Raw genomic sequence first — 18,172 nt, 5'->3', positions numbered from 1 at the left:
GGATAACAATCACCCCTTCCCGCTCCTGGAGCGATCAAGCCAGGCGCTGGTGCAGGGCCTGCTGCGCTTCCTCCCGGTCGTCGAAGTGGATCTTGGTGGTGCCGAGGATCTGGTAATCCTCGTGGCCCTTACCGGCGATCAGCACCAGATCACCGGCCGTTGCTGCCGCAATGCTCAGGGCAATGGCGCTGGCCCGATCCCCTTCCACCAGCAGATCCGTGCCGGCGGGGATGCCGGCCGCCACGTCGTCAAGGATGCGCCCCGGATCTTCGGTGCGTGGGTTGTCGGAGGTGACGACCACCCGGTCGGCCAGGCGAGCGGCAATGGCCGCCATCTGGGGCCGCTTGCCCCGATCCCGGTCACCACCGCAGCCGAACACACAGATCAGTCGCCCGCTGCAGAAGGGTCTGCAGGCGGCCAAGGCGTTCTCCAGGCCATCTGGCGTGTGGGCGTAGTCGACCAGCACAGCCGGCAAGGCCTCCGTGCCAGCCGAGTGTTCAGCCAGCCGCACCCGCTCCATGCGCCCGGGCACGCCGGGGAATGAGGGGATGGCCTCCAGCAGCCGGGGCAATGCCACGCCCTGCTGCTGCAGCACCCCCACCGCCTGCAACAGGTTCATCAGGTTGAAGCGGCCCACCAGGGGTGATCGGAACGGGCCATGGCCCAGCGGCGTATGCAGCCTGCCGCTGACCCCATCGGCACTGAAGCTCAGCTCCCCCATCCGCAGCTCGGCGTCGGCTGCGTTGAGGGAGCTGCGCCAGAGGCGCTCGCCGAGGCTGCCGGCCAGGTGGTCCGCCAATTTCGCCCCCCAGGGATCATCGATGTTCACCACCGCACAGCCCGCCAGCAACGGTTCGGCGAACAACAGGGCCTTGGCCTCGAAATAGGCCTGCATCGACGGGTGGTAGTCGAGGTGGTCCTGGCTCAGGTTGGTGAACACGGCTCCGGCGAAATGGCAGCCCGCCACCCGCCCCTGGTCGAGGGCGTGGGAACTCACCTCCATGGCCGCCAGGGCGCTGCCCGCCGCAACGGCCTCAGCCAGCTGGCCCTGCAGCAGGTCGGCGAAGGCTGTGGTGTGGCTGGCCGTGGCGCGATGGCCGGGCCAGCGGTTGACCAGGGTGCCGAACAGGGCCGTGGTCTGGCCCGCCGCGGCGGCCAGGTGCTCGATCAGGTGGGTGGTCGTGGTTTTGCCATTGGTGCCGGTGACACCGATCAAGGCCAGCTTCTGGCTTGGATTTTGCCAGAACGCGGCCGCCAGCCGTCCGGGCCAGGGGGCCAGTGGCCCTTCCAGCACCAGCACTGGATCGCCCGGCTGGGGGGGCTGCGCCGCCGCCGCTTCCACCCCGATCACCGCGGCCACGGCACCGGCCTCCAAGGCCTTGGGCCAGAAGCTGCCGCCATCGACCTGGCCGCCGGGCAGGCCGATGAACAAGGTGCCAGGGCTGATCCGCCGCGAATCGGAGCTGACGCCGCTGACCTCCCCGTCTGGCAGGCCAGTGGGAATGGCAAGACCGGCCTGAAGCAGCAGGGGGTGGAGCGTTGGGGGCATGGCGGGCTGGAAGCGGGCGGCGGTGTGGATGGTTCGAGCCGGGGCGAGCCGGGGCGAGCCGGAGCTGGGCCAGTTTGCTCGGCAGGATCAGGCTGGTGGGGGGGAAAGGGCAGCAAGCGCTTTGCCCAGCCAGCGCTCCAGGCCATCACCCCGCAGCCGGGGAGGAACCCGCGGCAGCTCGATCAGGCCGCTGCTTCGGCCCACGGCCAGTACCGGCACCTCCAGGTCATAGCGAGCCTTCAGGGCTGGATCGGTGTCGATGTCGACCACCTGCAGCTGTGGCGGGAGCGGCAGGGCGGCCAGGCGATCAGCCAGGCCTGCGCACAGGCAACACCCTTCACGGCTGAACAGGGTGAGCGGGGGGAGGGCAGCCATGGTGCGCGGCGAGAGGGTGTTATGGAGAGGGCGCTGTGGAGGGGTGTGGGGCCCGCTTGAGCAGGGCCAGCCGGGCTCAGTCCGGGACCGGATCGCAGCCGCAGGGGGTGAAGGGATGGCAGCGCAACAGGCGGCGCAGGGTGAGCCAGCCGCCACGCCAGGGGCCATGGCGCTCGATCGCCTCGATCCCATAGGCGCTGCAGCTGGGGATGAAGCGGCAGCGGGGGCCCAGCAAGGGTGAGATCCAGCGGCGGTAGGCCGCGATCAGGCCCAGCAGCAGGGCGCTCAGAAGCCTGCTGAAGCCAGAGGCAGGCCGGTCTCCTGAAGAGCCAACCGATAGGATCTCCGATTGGTGCGGCACTGCAGGCAGGCATGGGGAGACGTTCCCCATCCTGCCTGCAGCAGAGCCCCACCTTTCCCTGCCCTTTGCCCCTTCCTTCATGTCTCGCTACCGCGGTCCTCGCCTGAGGGTGACGCGGCGCTTGGGAGACCTTCCCGGTCTCACCCGTAAGTCCGCCAAGCGGGCTTATCCCCCCGGTCAGCACGGCCAAGCCCGTCGCAAGCGCTCCGAATACGCCATCCGCCTCGAAGAAAAGCAAAAGCTTCGCTTCAACTACGGCATCTCCGAGCGCCAGCTCGTGCGCTACGTGAAGAAAGCGCGCGCCCAGGACGGCTCCACAGGAACCAACCTGCTCAAACTGCTTGAGAATCGCCTCGACAACATCTGCTTCCGCCTCGGTTTCGGGCCCACGGTTCCCGGTGCTCGCCAACTGGTCAACCATGGTCACGTGACTGTGAATGGTCGTGTGGTTGACATCCCCAGCTACCAGTGCCGCCCCGGCGACCTGATCGTGGTTCGCGATCGCAAGGCCAGCCGCCAACTCGCTGAAGGCAACCTGGAATTCCCCGGTCTGGCCAACATTCCCCCCAATTTGGAGCTCGACAAGACCAAGCTCTCCGCCAAGGTGAATGCCCGGATCGAGCGGGAATGGGTGGCCCTGGAAATCAACGAATTGCTGGTGGTGGAGTTCTACAGCCGCAAGGTCTGATCCTCGGGACCTTTCCACTCAGCTCCTTTGCTTGCTTCTCATCACCCCGCCTTTGGCGGGGTTTTTTGATGGGAAGGGGGCTGCTGCCAACAGGCCGAGATGGGCAGATCCTGTGCCAGCTTTGGTTCTTTACCCGAGGCGCAGGACGCGCTGGGCATTGGTGGAGCAGACCTTGATCCGCTGGTCTTCGCGGATGGCGGCGTTCTCGATCCAATCGGCAGCAAGCTGAATGTCTTCATACGGGTAATCGGTGGAAAACATCACCGCCTGATCGCCCATTGTCTCCAGGGCACACCGGAGGGGGGCATCCGCACACACTCCCTATGTGGTCACCATCACATGGCTCTTCAGCGTCTCTGACGGAGATCGACTCAACGTCCGACCGATAGTTGTCACGTCGGCACGGCTGTCCAGCCGCCAGAGCATGTAAGGCAGGGTTTCACCCATATGGCCAAGGATCACCGAGGCCTGAGGATGGCGGTCAAACACCCTGGAGAACACCAGCCGCAGGACGTGGGTGGCGGTGTCACAGGTCCAGCTCCAGACGGCGCCCTCCAGCTCAGGATGACCGTTGAAGGCCTGAGACTCTCCGCTGACCAACCCAGGATGCAAATAAAGCGGCACATCAAGCTGTTCGAGCGTGTGCCAAAAAGGAGCGAATTGGGGTTCATCCAGGTAGGCACCACCGGTGGAACCATTCACCAAGGCCCCCACGAAACCGAGCTCTGAAACGCAACGTTTGAGTTCATCACAGGCAGCGTCAACATCCTGCAGAGCAAGACAAGCGAAACCGCGAAACCGTTCAGGAGCGAACGCCGTGCGCACATGCAGAAAATCATTGGCGCGACGGGCAAGCTCCACCGCAAGGGTCGCATCCTTGATGGATTGCACACCAGGCGCCGTCTGGGAAAGGACGGCCATGGAGATCCCAGCGCGATCCATGGCTTGGAGGCGCTGTTCTGATAGATCAGGCAAGGCAGCCTCAATGGCGCCAAGAATGTCGGGATCGAAGAACGCCACATCCTTGATGGAGGGCTCAAGACCCGGGGCACTGAAGTGTTCCTCCAGGGCAATTTTGTTCATGACCCTTGGCCTGATGGGGTTTCCACGTCCATATCACCGGATCCAACAGAAAAATTCCCGGAGGGAGCAGCCCTCAACCGCTGATCAATTGCTCCAGGGCCGCCGTCACATCGGCTTGCCGCATCAGGGCCTCGCCGACAAGAACCGCATCGGCACCGGCCTCCACAACGCGGTCGAGATCCCCACGGCTGTGCAGGCCTGATTCGCTCACCAGCAGGGCTCCCTTCTGGCGCAGGCGCTCGCCAAAGCGGGCCATCAGGCTGTCGGTGGTGGCCAGATCCGTGGTGAATGTGGTGAGATCGCGGTTGTTGATCCCGATCAACTCCACCCCATCTAGGCCCAGCACCCGTTCGAGTTCCAGCTCGTCATGCACCTCGACCAGCACGGCCAGATCGAGGCTGCGGGCGGCCCTGAGCAGGTAGGTGATATCCTGGTCGCTGAGGATCGCGGCGATCAGCAGGGCCGCATCAGCGCCGGCAGCCCGTGCCTGATACAGCTGATAGGGGGAGAGGATGAAGTCTTTGCAGAGCAGGGGCAGCTCCACCACCTGCCGCACCGCCACCAGCACCTCAAACCCTCCCTGGAAAAAGGTCTTGTCGGTGAGCACCGACAGGCAGCTGGCCCCACCGGCCACATAGCCCGAGGCGATCGCCACCGGATCGAAATCCTCCCGGATCACCCCCTGGCTCGGGCTGGCCTTTTTGATCTCGGCGATCACGGCCGGCTTGCGGCAACTGGCCCGCAGGGCCGACACGAAATCCCGGGTGGGCGGCAGAGCCTCCACTTGCTGCCTCAGTTGCAGCAGGCTGACGCGCTCTTTATCGGCGGTGATCTCACGATCCTTCGCCCACACAATCTTTTCGAGGATGTGACGGGGTTCGGCTTCGCTGTGGGGGATGCCGTACTGAAGGTGGGCCACCTTCACCGGTGGATTGGGGGGACGGCGGCGAATCTCCAAAGGCCGGTGGCAAGGGTACTGATCGTAGGAATCGATGGGTTGCTCTGGTTCTTAGAGCTGGGCGGCGGCCTGCTTGTAGGCCACCTCCACCAGTTCACTGAGGGTGGGATGGGTGTGAACTTCGCTGGCGAGTTCGCGCACCCCCTGGCGGCGGGCCACGGCGTTGGCGATCTCCTGGATCAAGTCGGCGGCGTGGAGCCCGTAGATGTGGGCACCGAGCACTTCGCCGCTGTCCTTGCGGAACAGCAGTTTCATCAGCCCATCACTGTCGAGTTCGGCCAGGGCCTTGGTGTTCGCTTTGAAGTAGCTGCGCACCAGGCCGAGCTCGAACCCTTCGCTGGTGGCCAGCGCCCTGGCGTCGCTTTCACTGAGGCCCACCGAGCTGATCTCCGGATGGGTGAAGGTGGCGGCGGGGATGGAGCGGTAATCGATCAGGCGGCTGTGGCCAAGGATGTTCTCCACCGCCACAGAGCCCTGGGCAGCGGCGGTGTGGGCGAGCATCATCTTCCCGGTCACATCGCCCACGGCCCAGAGGTGGGCCACCGGCTCGCCGTTGGCCAGCACGCGCATGGCGTCGTCGACCGGGATGAAGCCGCGCTGGGTTTGCACCCCCACGCTGGCCAGGTTGAGATCTTTGCTGATCGGCACCCGGCCGGTGGCAACCAGCACCGCGTCGACCTCCAGCACCTCCACGAGCTCCTTGCTGGCCATGTCCGCCAACTCGATGCGCACCGGTGAACCCGGCTCCACCTTGCGGGCCAACAGGCCGGCACGGGTGTCGATCTCGCGGCCATCGATCAGCCGCCGGGCCGCGATCTTGGCGATGTCGGGATCGAAGGTGGGCATCACCCGATCGAGGGCCTCGATCATCGTGACCTCACAGCCCAGGGCGGTGTAGACGTCGGCGAATTCCAGGCCGATGTAGCCGCTGCCGATGATCGCGATCCAGCGCGGTAACCACTCCAGGTTGATCGCGTCATCGCTGGTGAAAACGGTGCGGCCGTCGGTGTTGATGCCGGGTGGGACAAACGGGTCGGAACCGGTGGCGATGATCACCTCCTTGGCGCTGTAAACCTTCTCGACGCCGCTGGCCTCGCGCACCGCCACCCGCTGGGCGCCATCGAGCCGACCCTTGCCGCGCAGGATCTTGGTGCCGGAGCGCTCCAGGGTTTTGGTGAGGTTGGCGCGAATCGCGGCCACAAGCTGGTGGGCGTGGTCGGCGATTGCCTGGCGTTCGAAGCGAACCGGTGCCGCATGGATGCCAAACCCCCTGAGGTGCTCAACGTCGGCCAGTTCCCGCACCCGGCCACTGGCGGCCAGCAGGGCCTTGGAGGGCACACAGCCTCGGTTCACGCAGGTGCCGCCCATGTCGCGTGATTCGACGATGGCGGTGCGCAGCCCGTGATCGGCCGCGTGCTTGGCGGCATCGAAGCCGCCGTAGCCGGCCCCGATCACGATCACATCGAAGTCGAAACTCACAGTGGTGCGTTGCTGCTAATAGCCGGCATTCTCTCCTGTTGCTGGCGCCAGCGCTCCAATAGCAAGGGAGCGGCCGCCACCGCCACGTTCAGCGACTCGACGGCGCGGCTGTGGGGAATGGTGACGTGGTGGCTGCAGCAAGCCAGTAGATCGGGCGCCACCCCTGCGGCTTCATTGCCGAGCAGCAGCACGGTGGGGCGGGTCCAATCGAGCTGCCAATACGGAGTGGCTGGGGTGGCGGCTGCCATCGCGTCGCCTGCTGGAACCACGCTGGCCGCCACCTGAACCCCCTGCTGGCGCGCCTGCTGCAACCGCGAAGCCAGGGCCTCAAACCGCTGCAGCGGCAGGGCCAGGGCCGCGCCTGCGGAGGCCCGCAGCACCTTGGGTTGCCAGGGATCAGCCCCGCCAGCGAGCCAGAGAGCCTCCACCCCGGCGGCCAGGGCCGTGCGCATCAAGGTGCCGAGGTTGCCGGGATCCTGCAGATGATCGAGCGCCAGCACGAAGCCGATTGGCCCCTCAGCGGCCGGATCGGGCCAGGGCAGGCTGAGCACCACCCCGTCGGGATGGGCCGTGGTGGCGACGGCGGCCAGCACCGACTCGGACACGGGGCGAAGGGCCGGCATCGGGCTCCAGGCAGGATGCCGCTGCAGCCAGGCCGGGGTGGCCAGCACCTCTCTGGGTGCCAGGCCAAGGCTGATGACCTCTTCGAGCAGATGGGTGCCTTCAAGCAGCAGCAGGCCCTGCTCACGCCTGCCCTCAGATTTTTGCAAGGCCCGGAATCGGGCCACCAGCGGATGGCGCCGGCTGGTGATCAGCGGCTCAGAAGTGCTGATGGCGACGAACCATGGTGGACTCTTCCAGGACCAGATTCGCCTCTACCAGGTCAATGCCCTGGATCGAGGCCACTTCTCCTTTCAGGCCTTCCTGTTGAAGATTCTCCACCAACTTCTTCACCACGATGTCTTCAATGGTGATTTGATCGAAGGCGTCGGGGGTGAGGCTTTCGAGGAATTTGCCGATTTTTCCCGCCACCACATCGGACGCATTGGTGATCTTGAGGACGATCATCGGAAATCTGGTTCAGCGGTGCATGGGACCCAACACCGGGCAGAAACAGTAGCCACGTTTGGAGCTGGAGTGAAAAATGCGGATGGGGAGACTTGAACTCCCACGACATTGCTGCCACTAGTACCTGAAACTAGCGCGTCTACCAATTCCGCCACATCCGCTGGCCCGCCACCGAAGTGGGCTCCAAACCATAAAACATCGTGGTGCCCCATCCCCCCATCTCCCGGCGGGGGCTGAAGGCTGGGTTGCCGAAGCTGTTTCACCTGCCGCTGAACCTCCTGAAATTGAATTTGTGACTAGATAAGACAGTTTCTTGGGCGGACGCCTAGACGATCCGTGGCTTGGTTGTCAAGATGCCCAAACAAATCCATGCCCTAGAGCCATGCCCCTGACCGCCACCGTGGCTCCCCAGCTTTTGCTTACACCCCAGCTGGAGATCTCCGGTGGTCGTCGCCTGGCTGGTGAAGTACGCGTTAACGGGGCCAAAAACTCCGCTCTGGTGTTGATGGCGGCTTGCCTGCTCACCAAAGAACCTCTGCGCCTCAGCAACGTTCCCCCTCTCACCGACATTGCGGCCATGGGGGAAATCCTGATGGCCCTTGGCGTCAAGGTGAAAAGCGGCCCTGATTGGGTCGAGCTCGACGCCAGCCACCTGAGCCGGGCCATGCCGCCCTACGAGCTGGTCAGCAGCCTGCGTGCCAGCTTTTTCTGTATCGGCCCTCTCCTCGCCAGGCTCGGTGTAGCCAAGATCCCCATGCCAGGGGGCTGCCAGATCGGCTCGCGGCCCGTCGCGGTTCATGTCAAGGGCCTGAAAGCACTCGGGGCTCAGGTGGTCATTGAGCACGGAATCGTTTCAGCGGCCGTTCCAGGCCGCGGCAATCGCCTCTCAGGTGGACGCATCTGCCTGGATTGCCCCAGCGTTGGGGCCACCGAAACCCTGATGATGGCCGCCGCCCTGGCCGATGGGGAGACGGTGATCGAGAACGCTGCCCTCGAACCTGAGGTGGTGGATCTCGCCGGTCTTCTGGTGGCGATGGGCGGAGAAGTGCATGGCGCCGGCACCCCGACGATCACCATCGTTGGCGTCAAGGCCCTGCATGGAGCCGATTACGCCGTGATCCCCGATCGCATCGAAGCGGGCACCCTGTTGCTGGCTGCTGCGATCACCCGCTCGGAGCTGACCGTTGGCCCGATCGCGACCGACCATCTCAGCGCTGTGATCACCAAGCTCGAAGATGCCGGCTGTTCGTTCACGGACTCCGCAGCCGGCCTCACCATCCATCCAGGCGACCTGCGTCCCGTTGACATCTGCACCCAACCCTTTCCCGGGTTCCCCACAGACCTGCAGGCGCCTTTTATGAGCCTGTTGGCCACGATCCCTGGCACCAGCATGGTGGTGGAGAACATCTTCGAGAACCGCCTCCAGCACGTGGCCGAACTGCAGCGCATGGGGGCCAACATTCGTCTCAACGGCAACACCGCCTTGGTTGAGGGCGTCCCCCAGCTCAGCGGAGCGCCAGTGAAAGGCACGGACCTGCGCGCCTCTGCGGCCATGGTCCTGGCGGGCCTGGCGGCCGAAGGCACCACCGCCGTGCAGGGCCTTTGCTACCTCGATCGGGGCTACTCCGACCTCGAAGGCAAGCTCAACAGTGTCGGCGCCGCGATCCGTCGCGTTGAAGTCTGAGCACAGGCGCGGCTAAAGTTTTGCCCATGGGAGCGTGCCGGAATTGGTAGACGGACTCGACTCAAAATCGAGCGCCTTCGGGTTTGTGGGTTCGAGTCCCACCGCTCCCATTGCACCTGGCCGCACAGCCCTGGCTCGCCCAGGCGAGTCCGCCACGCCGCCACAAAGTGCGGTGATGGACACCTACACCCGGTTTCCTCTTGAGCTGGTGGAGGGCAAGGGGGTCTGGGTCAAGGACAGTCGCGGAAATCGCTACCTCGATTGCGTCGCCGGCATCGCCACCTGCGCTCTTGGCCATAGCGATCGGGTGATGCGTCGGGCCCTGAGCCGCCAGCTCGGGCGCCTACAGCATGTCTCCAACCTGTACAGGATCCCGGAACAGGAACTGCTCGCCACCTGGATCACCAGCCGCAGCTGCACCGATCGCGTCTTTTTCTGTAATTCCGGAGCCGAGGCCAACGAAGCGGCGATCAAGCTGGCCCGCAAGCATGGCCATCTCGTGCGAGGCATTGAGCGGCCGGTCATCCTCACGGCCCAGGCCAGCTTCCACGGCCGCACATTGGCGGCGGTGAGCGCCACCGGTCAGCCCCGCTACCACCAGGGCTTCGAGCCGATGGTGGAAGGATTCCGCTTCTTTCCTTACAACGACCCTGAGGCTTTTGAGGCTTTGCTTGCCGAAGCCGAAGCCAGTGGCCCCCGGGTAGCTGCCGTGATGCTCGAGCCCCTGCAGGGTGAAGGGGGGGTAAACCCCGGCGATCCGGCCTTCTTCCGGCGGGTGCGCCAGCTCTGCGATGAGCGCAACATCCTGTTGATCTTTGATGAGGTGCAGATCGGCATGGGCCGGAGCGGACGCCTCTGGGGTTACGAGAAGCTTGGGGTGGAGCCCGATGCGATCAGCCTGGCCAAGGGGCTTGGCGGTGGCATCGCGATCGGGGCGCTTGCCGTCAAGCAGGCCGTCGACCATTTCCGCCCCGGCGACCATGCCAGCACCTTCGGCGGCAATCCCTTCGCCTGCCGCGCTGCGCTCACCGTGGCCCAGGAACTGGAACGCCGCCTGTTGGTGCCGCATGTGGAGCAGATGGGTGTGCTGCTGCAGAAACTGCTGGCTGATCTGGTCAGCCGCCGCCCCCAGCAGCTCGAAGGGGTGAGGGGTTGGGGCTTGCTGCAGGGCCTGGTGCTGCGGGCCGATGGCCCGGCAGCACCTGAGGTGGTGCGCAAGGCGATCGATTTCGGCCTGCTGGTTGTGCCCGCTGGACCGCGGGTGGTGCGCTTCGTGCCACCCCTGGTGATCAAGCCCCGCCAGCTGAACCTGGCCGTGTCACGCCTGGAGCAGGCGTTGCAGGCGATCGCCGCCGCTTGAGTGCCAAACGGCGTCGATAGCTTTGCAGATCTGATCGAGCCCTTCAGCCGCCGCGGCATTGACCTGGGCCTGGAGCGTCTGCAGGCCGCCCTGGCCGAACTCGGCCATCCCGAACGTCGCTTTGCGGCCGTGCAGGTGGCCGGCACCAACGGCAAGGGCTCGATCTGTTCCCTTCTCCATGGCGCTCTCAGCGCCGCTGGCTTGCGCTGCGGCCTCTATACCTCCCCCCACCTGGTGAGCTGGTGCGAGCGGATCCGGCTGGGCCCAAGCGAGATCCCAGCGCCCCAGCTGCGCTTCTTGCTCCAGGGGCTGCAACCCCTGGCCCAACGCCATGCCCTCACTCCGTTCGAGCTGATCACCGCCGCCGCGTTTCTGGCCTTCGCCGAGGCCGGGCTGGAGATTGTCGTGCTGGAGGTGGGACTGGGAGGCCGGCTCGATGCCTCCAGCGTGCACCCCGATCGGCAGGTGGTGGGCTTCAGCACGATCGGCATCGACCATGCCGAGTATCTCGGCCATACCCTCGGGCTGATCGCCAGCGAAAAGGCCGGAGCCCTGAGCCCCGGCGCCGCCGCAGTCAGCGCGCCCCAGCTCCCGGAGGTGGCTGCCGCCCTGCAGCAGCGGGCGGCAGCCCTGGGGTGTTCCTTGCTCTGGGTGGATCCGCTTGAGGTCTGCGGTGATGAGCTTTGTGCGGGGAACTTGCACTGGCGTAGTGGTTTGCCCGGCCAGGTGCAGCGCCTCAACAGCGCCGTTGCCCTCGGCATGCTGCAGACGTTGCGGCAGAAGGGCTGGACGATTCCCGACCAGGCGATCACCGCGGGTTTTGCTGCGGCCCGCTGGCCGGCCCGGCTGCAGCCGGCCTGGTGGCGCGGCCTACCCCTGCTGCTCGATGGGGCCCATAACGTTCCGGCCGCCGTGGCCCTGCGAGCGGAATTGGATCAGCGGGTGCCCCGATCCGGGGCGTCCCATTCCTGGCTGTGGGTGGTCGGCATCCTCGCCAACAAGCAGGCACCCGAGCTGCTCGGTGCCCTGCTGGCTCCTGGAGAGCGGGCCTGGCTGGTGCCGGTGCCCGGCCATCCCAGCTGGAATCGCGACTCCCTGCTGGCCGCCTGCCCCGAGCTGGCCGATCAGCTCAGCGCCGCGGCCGATCTTCCTGAAGCCCTGGCCGCCGCTGCCACAGCTTGCGCAAGTATCCACGCCAGTCGCCAGCTCAGCGCCGGCGGCGGCCCGCAGGCTGTGGTCGTGGCTGGGTCGCTGTATCTGCTGGGCAGCCTGCTCGCTGGCGGCGAACTCAGCAACACGGCGAGCTGAAGGGTGAGGAATGGACCCGTTCCGGGTGAGAGTGAGGCGGTGGTTGCGAGATGAAGAGATGGCGCGAATCGACCACGGCCAGCCGCCCTGGAGCTGGCTGCTCCGCCTCGGGGCCGTTGCGCTGGTCTGCCTGGCGCTTGTATCTCCAGCACCGCTGCTGGCGGTCGAGGGCAAGGCCCTGTTCCAGGACCGGGTCGACTACACCCTCACCGATCAGAGCGGCACTGATTTCAGTGGCCAGGCCCTGGCCTTCAGTTCCTTTGCCGGGGCCACCGCCGCCGATGCCAACTTCGCCGGCGCCGACCTGCGCGGTTCGATCCTCACCCAGGCCAGTTTTTCGCGGGCCGATTTCCGTGGGGCCGATCTCAGCGATGCCCTGATGGACCGGGTCGACTTCAGCGGTGCCGATTTCAGCGGTGCCCTGCTGCGCGGCGTGATTGGAGCTGGCAGCAACTTCAGTGAGGCCCGCATCGAGAACGCCGACTTCAGCGATGCCCTGCTCGATCGCGCCGACCAACGGCAACTTTGCCTGCGGGCCCATGGCACCCATCCGGTCACCGGCGTCAGCACCCGACTCAGCCTCGAATGCCGTTGACCCCGGGCTGCCTGCAGTGTTGAGCGTTTTCCTCAATGCTTGCTTTCAGCGCTTTCGCTCAGCCCAGCCCCGTAACTTGCCTGGGTTGAGCAGTCCGGCCGGGTCATAGCAATGTTTGGCTGACACCTGGTCGGCATCGACCACACCGAGTCCGCCGTCCTCGACGTTGAAGACGTGGGGGTTGAACAGCAGGCCGCCGTTTTGGTGGACCTCAGCGATCAGCTCGGCAAGGGACTCTGCGCCGCGCCAGCGCACCAGCGGAAGGGCCGCCAGCCGCTGGCTCCCCTGTTGCCGCACCCCCTCAAGGTGCCAGAGCAGATCCTCGCCCCAGCGCTGTTTCAGGGCCGAGAGGAAGGGTGCTTCCGGTTGGGGCAGCAGCATCTGCAGGTAGGTCCAGCCCGGGTCATGGGCCCGCGCATGCAGGGTGGTGTGGTTCCAGCAGAGTTCCCGCAGCGGCAGCCCCCGCTGGCCCTGTTCCGGCGCCTGCCAGATGAGGGTCCCGCCCAGATCCGCCAGCAGGTGGGGCAGGATTTCGAGCGTATCGGGCGCCGCCAACAGCAGCAGGCGATGGCCACGGGCCGCTGGGCAGCCGCCTGCTCCTTGGCCGCCGATGGCTGGCATTTGACGGGCCACAGCTTCCTCCAGCAGGCAGAGGCTGTGGAGCAGCAGGGCTGTGCCAGGCAACATCCGGGCGGCTTCGAGGGCGCGCTCCCAGTGGCTGAACTCCACCACCAGTTGCTGCCAGTTCACGGCGGCGGCGGTGGGCAGGCGGACCGCCGTGATGATGCCGTTGGTTCCGTAGGCATGGTTGATCGGCCGGCTTGCTCTTCCATCGAGCTGGAGCAGGCGGGGTTCCGCCTCCAGGGTCACCAGCTCCAGGCCGATCAGATTGCCTGGATCGCGCAGGAATCCCCAGCGCAGGGAGCCGATGCCTCCGGAGCCGCCAGCGATGAACCCAGCCACGGTGGCGCTGCGCCAGGTGCTGGGGGCCAGCCGCAGTGAGCGGCCTGAAACCGACAGTTGACGGTCGAGGTCGGCCAGCAGGCAGCCCGCTTCGGCCGTGACGATCCCAGAGCTGGCCTCGAGCTGCCGCATCCGGTTCAGGCCACTGAGGTCGAGCACCACCCCGCCCGCGAGCGGCACGCACTGGCCGTAATTGCCGGTGCCGCTTCCGCGCAGGGTCAACGGAACACCCTGCCGGCTGCAGGCCTTGGCCACGGCCAGCACCTCCTCGAGGCGGCTGGCTTTGACCACCAGCTGGGCCAATCGGCCGCTCAGCAAGGGCTGCAACACCGGTGAGTAGTCGAAACAGTCGCGCGAGAGGCGCGCCAGCTCTGGCCCGTCATGCACCAGTTTTGGCCCTGAGCCGGTGGCCCCGCTGGCCTCGCTGAGTTCGGTTTCGATCGCCGCCAACTGGGCTGCCGTGGCCGCTGCAGGCAGATCCTCGGGCAGGCCCTCAGGGAAGGGGTTCAAGGCAGGCTTGACGGACACGGCGGCAAGAAAAGAGGGCGAAGCCCATGGTGAGCTTGTTCTGACAGGTGGCCCTACCCCACGGGCAGGGCATCGAGCAGCGACTGCAAGGCCGGAGCCTCCAGGGGGGGCAACCACTGGCCCTGGCGCAGCACCCGCCGCTGCGGGCAGCGGGCCAGCAGGTCGCTCCAGTTGCTGGCGGCCAGGAGGATCAGGTCAGCGGGCGCCCCTTCGCGCAGCACCCCGTCCCAGGCCAGCCCCATCAGCCTGGCCGCAGCGGTGGTGAACGGCATCAGACCCTGGCGTTGCCATGGGGCTAGGTGGGCGGCTGTCACCGACAGCCGCAACAGTTCGAGCGGATCGAAATCACCGCCTGGAAACCAGGGATCCTGGACGTTATCTCCACCAATTGCCACAGTCACGCCGGCCCGCTGAAGTTGGCGGATCGGCGCCATCGGTCGCGAGTTCGGCGTGTCCCCACCGTGGTGGCCCAGCAACCAGAGGTTGGTGGGAGGCAGGGCCACCACGGCCAGCCCCGCCTCGGCGATCACGTCGGCCAGGTCCAAGCAGCGACGGCTGGAAAGCTGGGACATGCTGGCGCTGTGGCTGCAGGTCACGGGAATGGCGATTCGCTGCTCCCTCACCAGCCGGGCCACCAGGGCGACGCCTGCTCCAGCGCTGCCGCCTTCGCCGCTGCTTTCATCGACGTGCAGGTCGACACCGCAGCCAAGCTCGTCAGCCAAGCGCAGCAGAGCCTGCAATCCGGCTCGCTCGCCGGCATCGGCCGAGAAGGGGGCGCCGAGAACCCCACCGAGCAGGATCGGCAGGGAGCTCCCATCCGTCGCTGGCCCGGCCCGGCTGGCCAGGCGTCTGGCCAGCCGGGCCCCCGCGGTCGTGGCCCAGTGCCCGACCGGGACCAAGGCCACCAGTTGCAGGGTCAGCCGCTGCTGCCAGCGCTGTTGCAGGTCCAGCAGGGCCTCCCAGCTGGCCTCCGCAGCAGGCCCGGCGCTGTCCACATGGCTGCGCATGGCCCGGGAGCCCTGGCGCCACGCCTGCTGCAGGCCCCGTTCGCCCCGCTGCCATACCTGCTCCTGTGAGCGCTGGAGGTGCTCCTGTTGGTTGGCCGCCAGGGCGCCGGCCATGGTGCCGTAGCCATTGGGGTGGCGCTCCCAGGTGAAGGCCTTGTCGAGGTGGGCATGGGGCTCAAGTAGGGGCGTGAGCGCCAGCGGCAACAGCTCACCCGGCTGGGGGCTGTAGGCGCTGATGCTGGTGATCCGGCCGGCTGAATGGCCGAGGCGCACGCTCACCAGTCCTTCGCCATCGGCGCGGGGCAGGTCGCTGCGCAGCGGGTCGAGCAGGCTGCGCGGCAGCCTCAATGGCGGCAGGCCGTCCGGCGTGGTCACTTGCGCTGGGTTCAACGTCGGGTCCGTCATCGGCGCTGTGCTGCCAAGCCCTGATTAGGGATTGCCGGGGGAGGAGTCGTTGGCGTCACTGGATGTCCTCAGGATCACGAATTGGCCTGCCCCCGCCAAGGTGAGGGCGTGGTAGGTGGGAAGGCTGAGGAAGGGCAGCACGGACGGGCCGCCAATCGCTGTGCGGTAGAGGCTGAACAGCCCGAAGTTCTGGCGCCGGCTGCTCTGCCCAGCCAGGCTTCCGAGCATCTGGCGCTGGCCACGGATCAGCTCCGGGCAATTCTTGATCACAAGCCTTAGCGGTGCCGGTAGGCCATCGGGCCCGCAGACCTCGCCAATCGCCCTCTCGACCAGCTGTTCGGAAGCAAAGTCTTCAAATTCGGGCGGACCTGGATTGGTGAAGGCCAGGGCCAAGGCGCCACCGCCGAGACCCGCAGCGGCGATGGCCAACGTTCTCCATCGGATCGTCATGGCGGATGGCGCACGGGGCAAGTCAGGGGGCAGGGCTGCTTGATACATTGGCAAAGACCACGGCGGGCGTCGCCAAGTGGTTAAGGCAGCGGCTTGTGGTGCCGCCATACGGGGGTTCGAATCCCCTCGCTCGCCCTTATCGCTTCCAGCAGCCGATCGGCTGCTGCGGAGCTTCTCACCGGATCGGCGCAGGTCAGTCCGGTTTCCGTCTCGATGGCGGCGGCCTGGCTCTGGGCTTCCGCTTCGCTGAGCAGCGCCGTGTTCAGTGCCACGGCGCGCACCTGCGGAGCCGGGCTGGCTGGGTCCGATCGGCCGAGGGTGGCCAGCTGCTCGATTGTGGCGATCAGCTCGGCTAAGGGCGGCAGGGGAATGCTCGGATGGTTCTTGACATGGGTCTGGCCCGCCCGGTGCACCAGCAGGAAGCCGGTGGGCTGGCAGCCGCGGATCAGGGGCAGGCTGGCGCTGGAGCCGGGATGGCAGAGCGAACCCTGGCCTTCCACGAACAAGGTGGCGTTGGGCCCGGCCCCTGCGGCGGCCTGCAGCACCGCCTGCTCCACGGCGCCAGCGGCGTAGTCGACCCGGACCGCATCGAGGGGCACGCCGGCTCCGCTGATCAGGATGCCTGCTTGCCCTGTGCCGACGAAGCGGGCTGCGCAACCCTGGCGCCTCGCTGCGGCCACCAGCTCAAGGCAGGCGCTCATTTTGCCAACGGCCATGTCGGTTCCCAGCGTGAGGATCCGCTGGCCGCCCAGGCCAGCGGCCTGGCCGCTGGCCACCTCCAGACCCGGCGGTTCCTTGCGCAGATCCCAGATCCACCGATCCGGCTGGCATTGTGCCGCCAGCTCAGGGTCGTCGCCAAGGCGGGTGTGCAGGCCGCTGGCCACCGACAGGCCGGCGTCGAGGGCGACCAGCAGGTCGTTGCGGAGCCCGGCTGGCAAGGTTCCACCGGAAGGGGCCAGGCCCACCACCGCCACCTGGGGCCCATAGGCGAGGGAAGAGCGCAGATCGCCCACCACGGGCACCGACCGCCGGATGCCGGTGATCGCCTCCAGGCTGCCGCCGGCATGGCCCGGATCCACCACCGCCACGATCGGCCCCGGCCGGTAGCGCAACAGGGCCAGGCCGGTCTTGCCGGAGAGGTTGTCGAGCCCCCCGTGCAGCAGCAGCACGATCGGCGCTGTGGCGCTCAGCATCGCGCTGAGGCGATCACGCCCAGGCCCGGGCGCAGCGAGGGCTGCACCAGGTCGCCGCAGCGATCGGGTCCCTCGAAGCGGTCGTTGATCAAGTTGAGATGGCTGTCGAGATCCGGCCAGCGCACCAGGGGCAGCAACTGGGCCGCGGCGCCATTGAGAAGGGCGCTGTCAGAATAGCAGCCCAGCATCAGATCGAGACCGAGCCTGCGGGCCGTCTGGGCCATCAGCACGGCCTCACGCAGCCCGCCGGTTTTGAGCAACTTGATGTTCACCCCATCCACATGGGGAGCCAGCCGCAGCAGATCGGCCAGGTCCCAGCAGCTCTCATCGGCCACCAGCGGGATCGGGCAGTGGGTGTCAAGGGCGGCGAAGCCGGCAGTGTCAGCGTCCGGATCGGCCAGGGCGGGCAGCGGCTGCTCCACCAGCACCACCCCCTGCTCGGCCAGCCAGGGAATCAGCTGACAGGCGGTGGCCAGGTCCCAGCCGCCATTGGCATCCACCTGGAGCTCGGCCTGGCTGCCGGCCATCGGCCCCGCCAGGGCCTGGCCAACTGTGCGCACCAGGGCCCGGTCATGGCCTGGACCGTCGGGGCTGCCCAGTTTCAATTTGATGCGAATCGGAGTGACGCCCAGCTGCTGGCCCCAACGCTCCAGCCTGGCGAGCACCGCTTCTGTGGAGCCGAGGCCGAGGGTGATGCTGGTGGGACTGCAGGCCTGGCGCTCCAGTCCCCAGAGCCGCCAGAGCGGCTGCTCGAGGCGCTTGCCCCACCAGTCGTGCAGGGCCAGATCCAGGCCACAGCGGGCCGGTGGCGAGAGGGGTGCCAGCAGGGGCTCCAGCGCTTGCCAGGCTGAGGGATCCTGGGCTGTGCCGTTGGCACCCAGGCCCTCCAGCTGGGGCAGCACCCGCTCCAGCTCCTCGGCCACGGCGTCAGTGCTGAAGTGACGATGACCTGTTTCGAAGCCGCCGGTTTCGCCCTGGCCGATCAGGCCCCCGTGCTCCACCTCCACCAGCAGGCGTTCGACCGAAGCGGTCGTGCCGCGACTGATCGCCAGCGGCACGTCTTTGATGAGCGAAAATCGCTGCAGGCGCCCTTGCATGGACCCAGTGTTTGCCGTGGT

The 18,172-nt window shown here is 66.8% G+C and carries 16 protein-coding genes, 3 tRNA genes and 2 pseudogenes; 7 read left to right on the top strand and 14 right to left on the bottom strand.

Features of this window, described 5'->3' with window-relative positions; all coding sequences use genetic code 11:
• Positions 1–34: 34 nt before the first annotated feature.
• The 3 genes from ACXMDM_RS13670 to yidD all read right to left on the bottom strand — a co-directional run bounded on the left by ACXMDM_RS13670 (position 35) and on the right by yidD (position 2,315).
• Positions 35–1,549 carry a UDP-N-acetylmuramoyl-L-alanyl-D-glutamate--2,6-diaminopimelate ligase gene (locus ACXMDM_RS13670; protein WP_071800005.1) on the bottom strand — a complete coding sequence of 505 codons (1,515 nt, stop codon included), beginning with the start codon at positions 1,547–1,549 and terminating at the stop codon, positions 35–37.
• Positions 1,550–1,636: 87 nt separating this feature from the next.
• Entirely contained in the window at positions 1,637–1,924 is a 288-nt protein-coding gene (locus ACXMDM_RS13665; RefSeq protein ID WP_071800004.1) for a glutaredoxin family protein, read from the bottom strand.
• Between the two features lie 76 nt (positions 1,925–2,000).
• Positions 2,001–2,315, bottom strand: coding sequence for a membrane protein insertion efficiency factor YidD (gene yidD, locus ACXMDM_RS13660; RefSeq protein ID WP_083544360.1), 315 nt, complete (start codon positions 2,313–2,315; stop codon positions 2,001–2,003).
• A gap of 49 nt (positions 2,316–2,364) precedes the next feature.
• On the opposite strand from yidD, the gene rpsD reads away from it, so the two are divergent.
• Positions 2,365–2,973 (top strand): 30S ribosomal protein S4, encoded by a 609-nt coding sequence (gene rpsD, locus ACXMDM_RS13655; protein WP_071800003.1) that lies wholly within the window; start codon positions 2,365–2,367, stop codon positions 2,971–2,973.
• A 129-nt stretch (positions 2,974–3,102) separates the two neighbouring features.
• On the opposite strand, the pseudogene ACXMDM_RS13650 reads toward rpsD, so the two are convergent.
• From ACXMDM_RS13650 to ACXMDM_RS13625, 6 genes and pseudogenes are all read right to left on the bottom strand, one after another.
• Positions 3,103–3,894, bottom strand: a pseudogene (locus ACXMDM_RS13650) (amidohydrolase family protein).
• Between the two features lie 235 nt (positions 3,895–4,129).
• Positions 4,130–5,014: an indole-3-glycerol phosphate synthase TrpC gene (gene trpC, locus ACXMDM_RS13645; RefSeq protein ID WP_071800002.1), complete on the bottom strand. Its 885-nt coding sequence runs from the start codon at positions 5,012–5,014 to the stop codon at positions 4,130–4,132.
• 51 nt (positions 5,015–5,065) lie between these two features.
• Positions 5,066–6,493, bottom strand: a complete 1,428-nt coding sequence (locus ACXMDM_RS13640; RefSeq protein WP_071800001.1) for a dihydrolipoyl dehydrogenase — start codon at positions 6,491–6,493, stop codon at positions 5,066–5,068.
• Positions 6,490–7,281, bottom strand: a complete 792-nt coding sequence (locus tag ACXMDM_RS13635) for a TrmH family RNA methyltransferase (RefSeq protein WP_259723191.1) — start codon at positions 7,279–7,281, stop codon at positions 6,490–6,492. Before ACXMDM_RS13635 ends, ACXMDM_RS13640 begins: the two co-directional genes overlap by 4 nt.
• A gap of 31 nt (positions 7,282–7,312) precedes the next feature.
• Positions 7,313–7,561 (bottom strand): DUF8653 family protein, encoded by a 249-nt coding sequence (locus ACXMDM_RS13630; protein ID WP_071799999.1) that lies wholly within the window; start codon positions 7,559–7,561, stop codon positions 7,313–7,315.
• Between the two features lie 77 nt (positions 7,562–7,638).
• Positions 7,639–7,722 (bottom strand) — tRNA-Leu (locus ACXMDM_RS13625).
• A gap of 221 nt (positions 7,723–7,943) precedes the next feature.
• Between ACXMDM_RS13625 and murA the strand changes: the two genes are divergently transcribed.
• From murA to ACXMDM_RS13600, 5 genes are all read left to right on the top strand, one after another.
• A complete protein-coding gene (murA, locus tag ACXMDM_RS13620; protein WP_071799998.1) occupies positions 7,944–9,245 on the top strand; it encodes a UDP-N-acetylglucosamine 1-carboxyvinyltransferase in 1,302 nt (433 codons plus the stop codon).
• Positions 9,246–9,273: 28 nt separating this feature from the next.
• Positions 9,274–9,355: transfer RNA gene (locus ACXMDM_RS13615), tRNA-Leu, on the top strand.
• A gap of 65 nt (positions 9,356–9,420) precedes the next feature.
• On the top strand, positions 9,421–10,605 hold the full coding sequence (locus ACXMDM_RS13610) for an aspartate aminotransferase family protein (protein ID WP_071799997.1): 1,185 nt from the start codon (positions 9,421–9,423) through the stop codon (positions 10,603–10,605).
• Positions 10,606–11,913 carry a bifunctional folylpolyglutamate synthase/dihydrofolate synthase gene (locus ACXMDM_RS13605; RefSeq protein WP_071799996.1) on the top strand — a complete coding sequence of 436 codons (1,308 nt, stop codon included), beginning with the start codon at positions 10,606–10,608 and terminating at the stop codon, positions 11,911–11,913.
• Between the two features lie 58 nt (positions 11,914–11,971).
• The gene (locus ACXMDM_RS13600) at positions 11,972–12,508 is read left to right on the top strand and encodes a pentapeptide repeat-containing protein (protein WP_071799995.1); all 537 of its coding nucleotides are present in this window, start codon (positions 11,972–11,974) and stop codon (positions 12,506–12,508) included.
• Between the two features lie 45 nt (positions 12,509–12,553).
• Here the strand turns inward: ACXMDM_RS13600 and ACXMDM_RS13595 are convergent, their stop codons facing one another.
• Genes ACXMDM_RS13595 through ACXMDM_RS13585 form a run of 3 tightly spaced genes read right to left on the bottom strand, consistent with a single transcriptional unit; the run spans position 12,554 to position 15,861 of the window.
• Entirely contained in the window at positions 12,554–13,999 is a 1,446-nt protein-coding gene (locus ACXMDM_RS13595) for an FAD-binding oxidoreductase (RefSeq protein WP_233831008.1), read from the bottom strand.
• Positions 14,000–14,052: 53 nt separating this feature from the next.
• Complete coding sequence (locus ACXMDM_RS13590; RefSeq protein WP_233831006.1) at positions 14,053–15,381, bottom strand: amidohydrolase family protein; 1,329 nt, start codon at positions 15,379–15,381, stop codon at positions 14,053–14,055.
• Between the two features lie 54 nt (positions 15,382–15,435).
• Entirely contained in the window at positions 15,436–15,861 is a 426-nt protein-coding gene (locus ACXMDM_RS13585) for a DUF4359 domain-containing protein (RefSeq protein ID WP_071799992.1), read from the bottom strand.
• A gap of 62 nt (positions 15,862–15,923) precedes the next feature.
• Between ACXMDM_RS13585 and ACXMDM_RS13580 the strand changes: the two genes are divergently transcribed.
• Positions 15,924–15,996, top strand: a tRNA-His gene (locus tag ACXMDM_RS13580).
• An 86-nt stretch (positions 15,997–16,082) separates the two neighbouring features.
• Here ACXMDM_RS13580 and ACXMDM_RS13575 read toward each other — a convergent pair.
• Together ACXMDM_RS13575 and ACXMDM_RS13570 are read right to left on the bottom strand one after the other, a co-directional pair.
• A pseudogene (locus ACXMDM_RS13575) lies at positions 16,083–17,054 on the bottom strand (N-acetyltransferase DgcN family protein); the annotation flags it as partial.
• Positions 17,048–18,151 carry a dipeptide epimerase gene (locus tag ACXMDM_RS13570; protein WP_071799991.1) on the bottom strand — a complete coding sequence of 368 codons (1,104 nt, stop codon included), beginning with the start codon at positions 18,149–18,151 and terminating at the stop codon, positions 17,048–17,050. The pseudogene ACXMDM_RS13575 and the gene ACXMDM_RS13570, both read right to left, overlap by 7 nt.
• Between the last annotated feature and the right edge of the window lie 21 nt (positions 18,152–18,172).

The sequence above is a fragment of the Synechococcus sp. CS-603 genome (genome assembly GCF_977929215.1).
The sequence above is the reverse complement of the archived record's forward strand: the minus strand, read 5'-3'. Positions and strand labels throughout refer to the sequence as shown.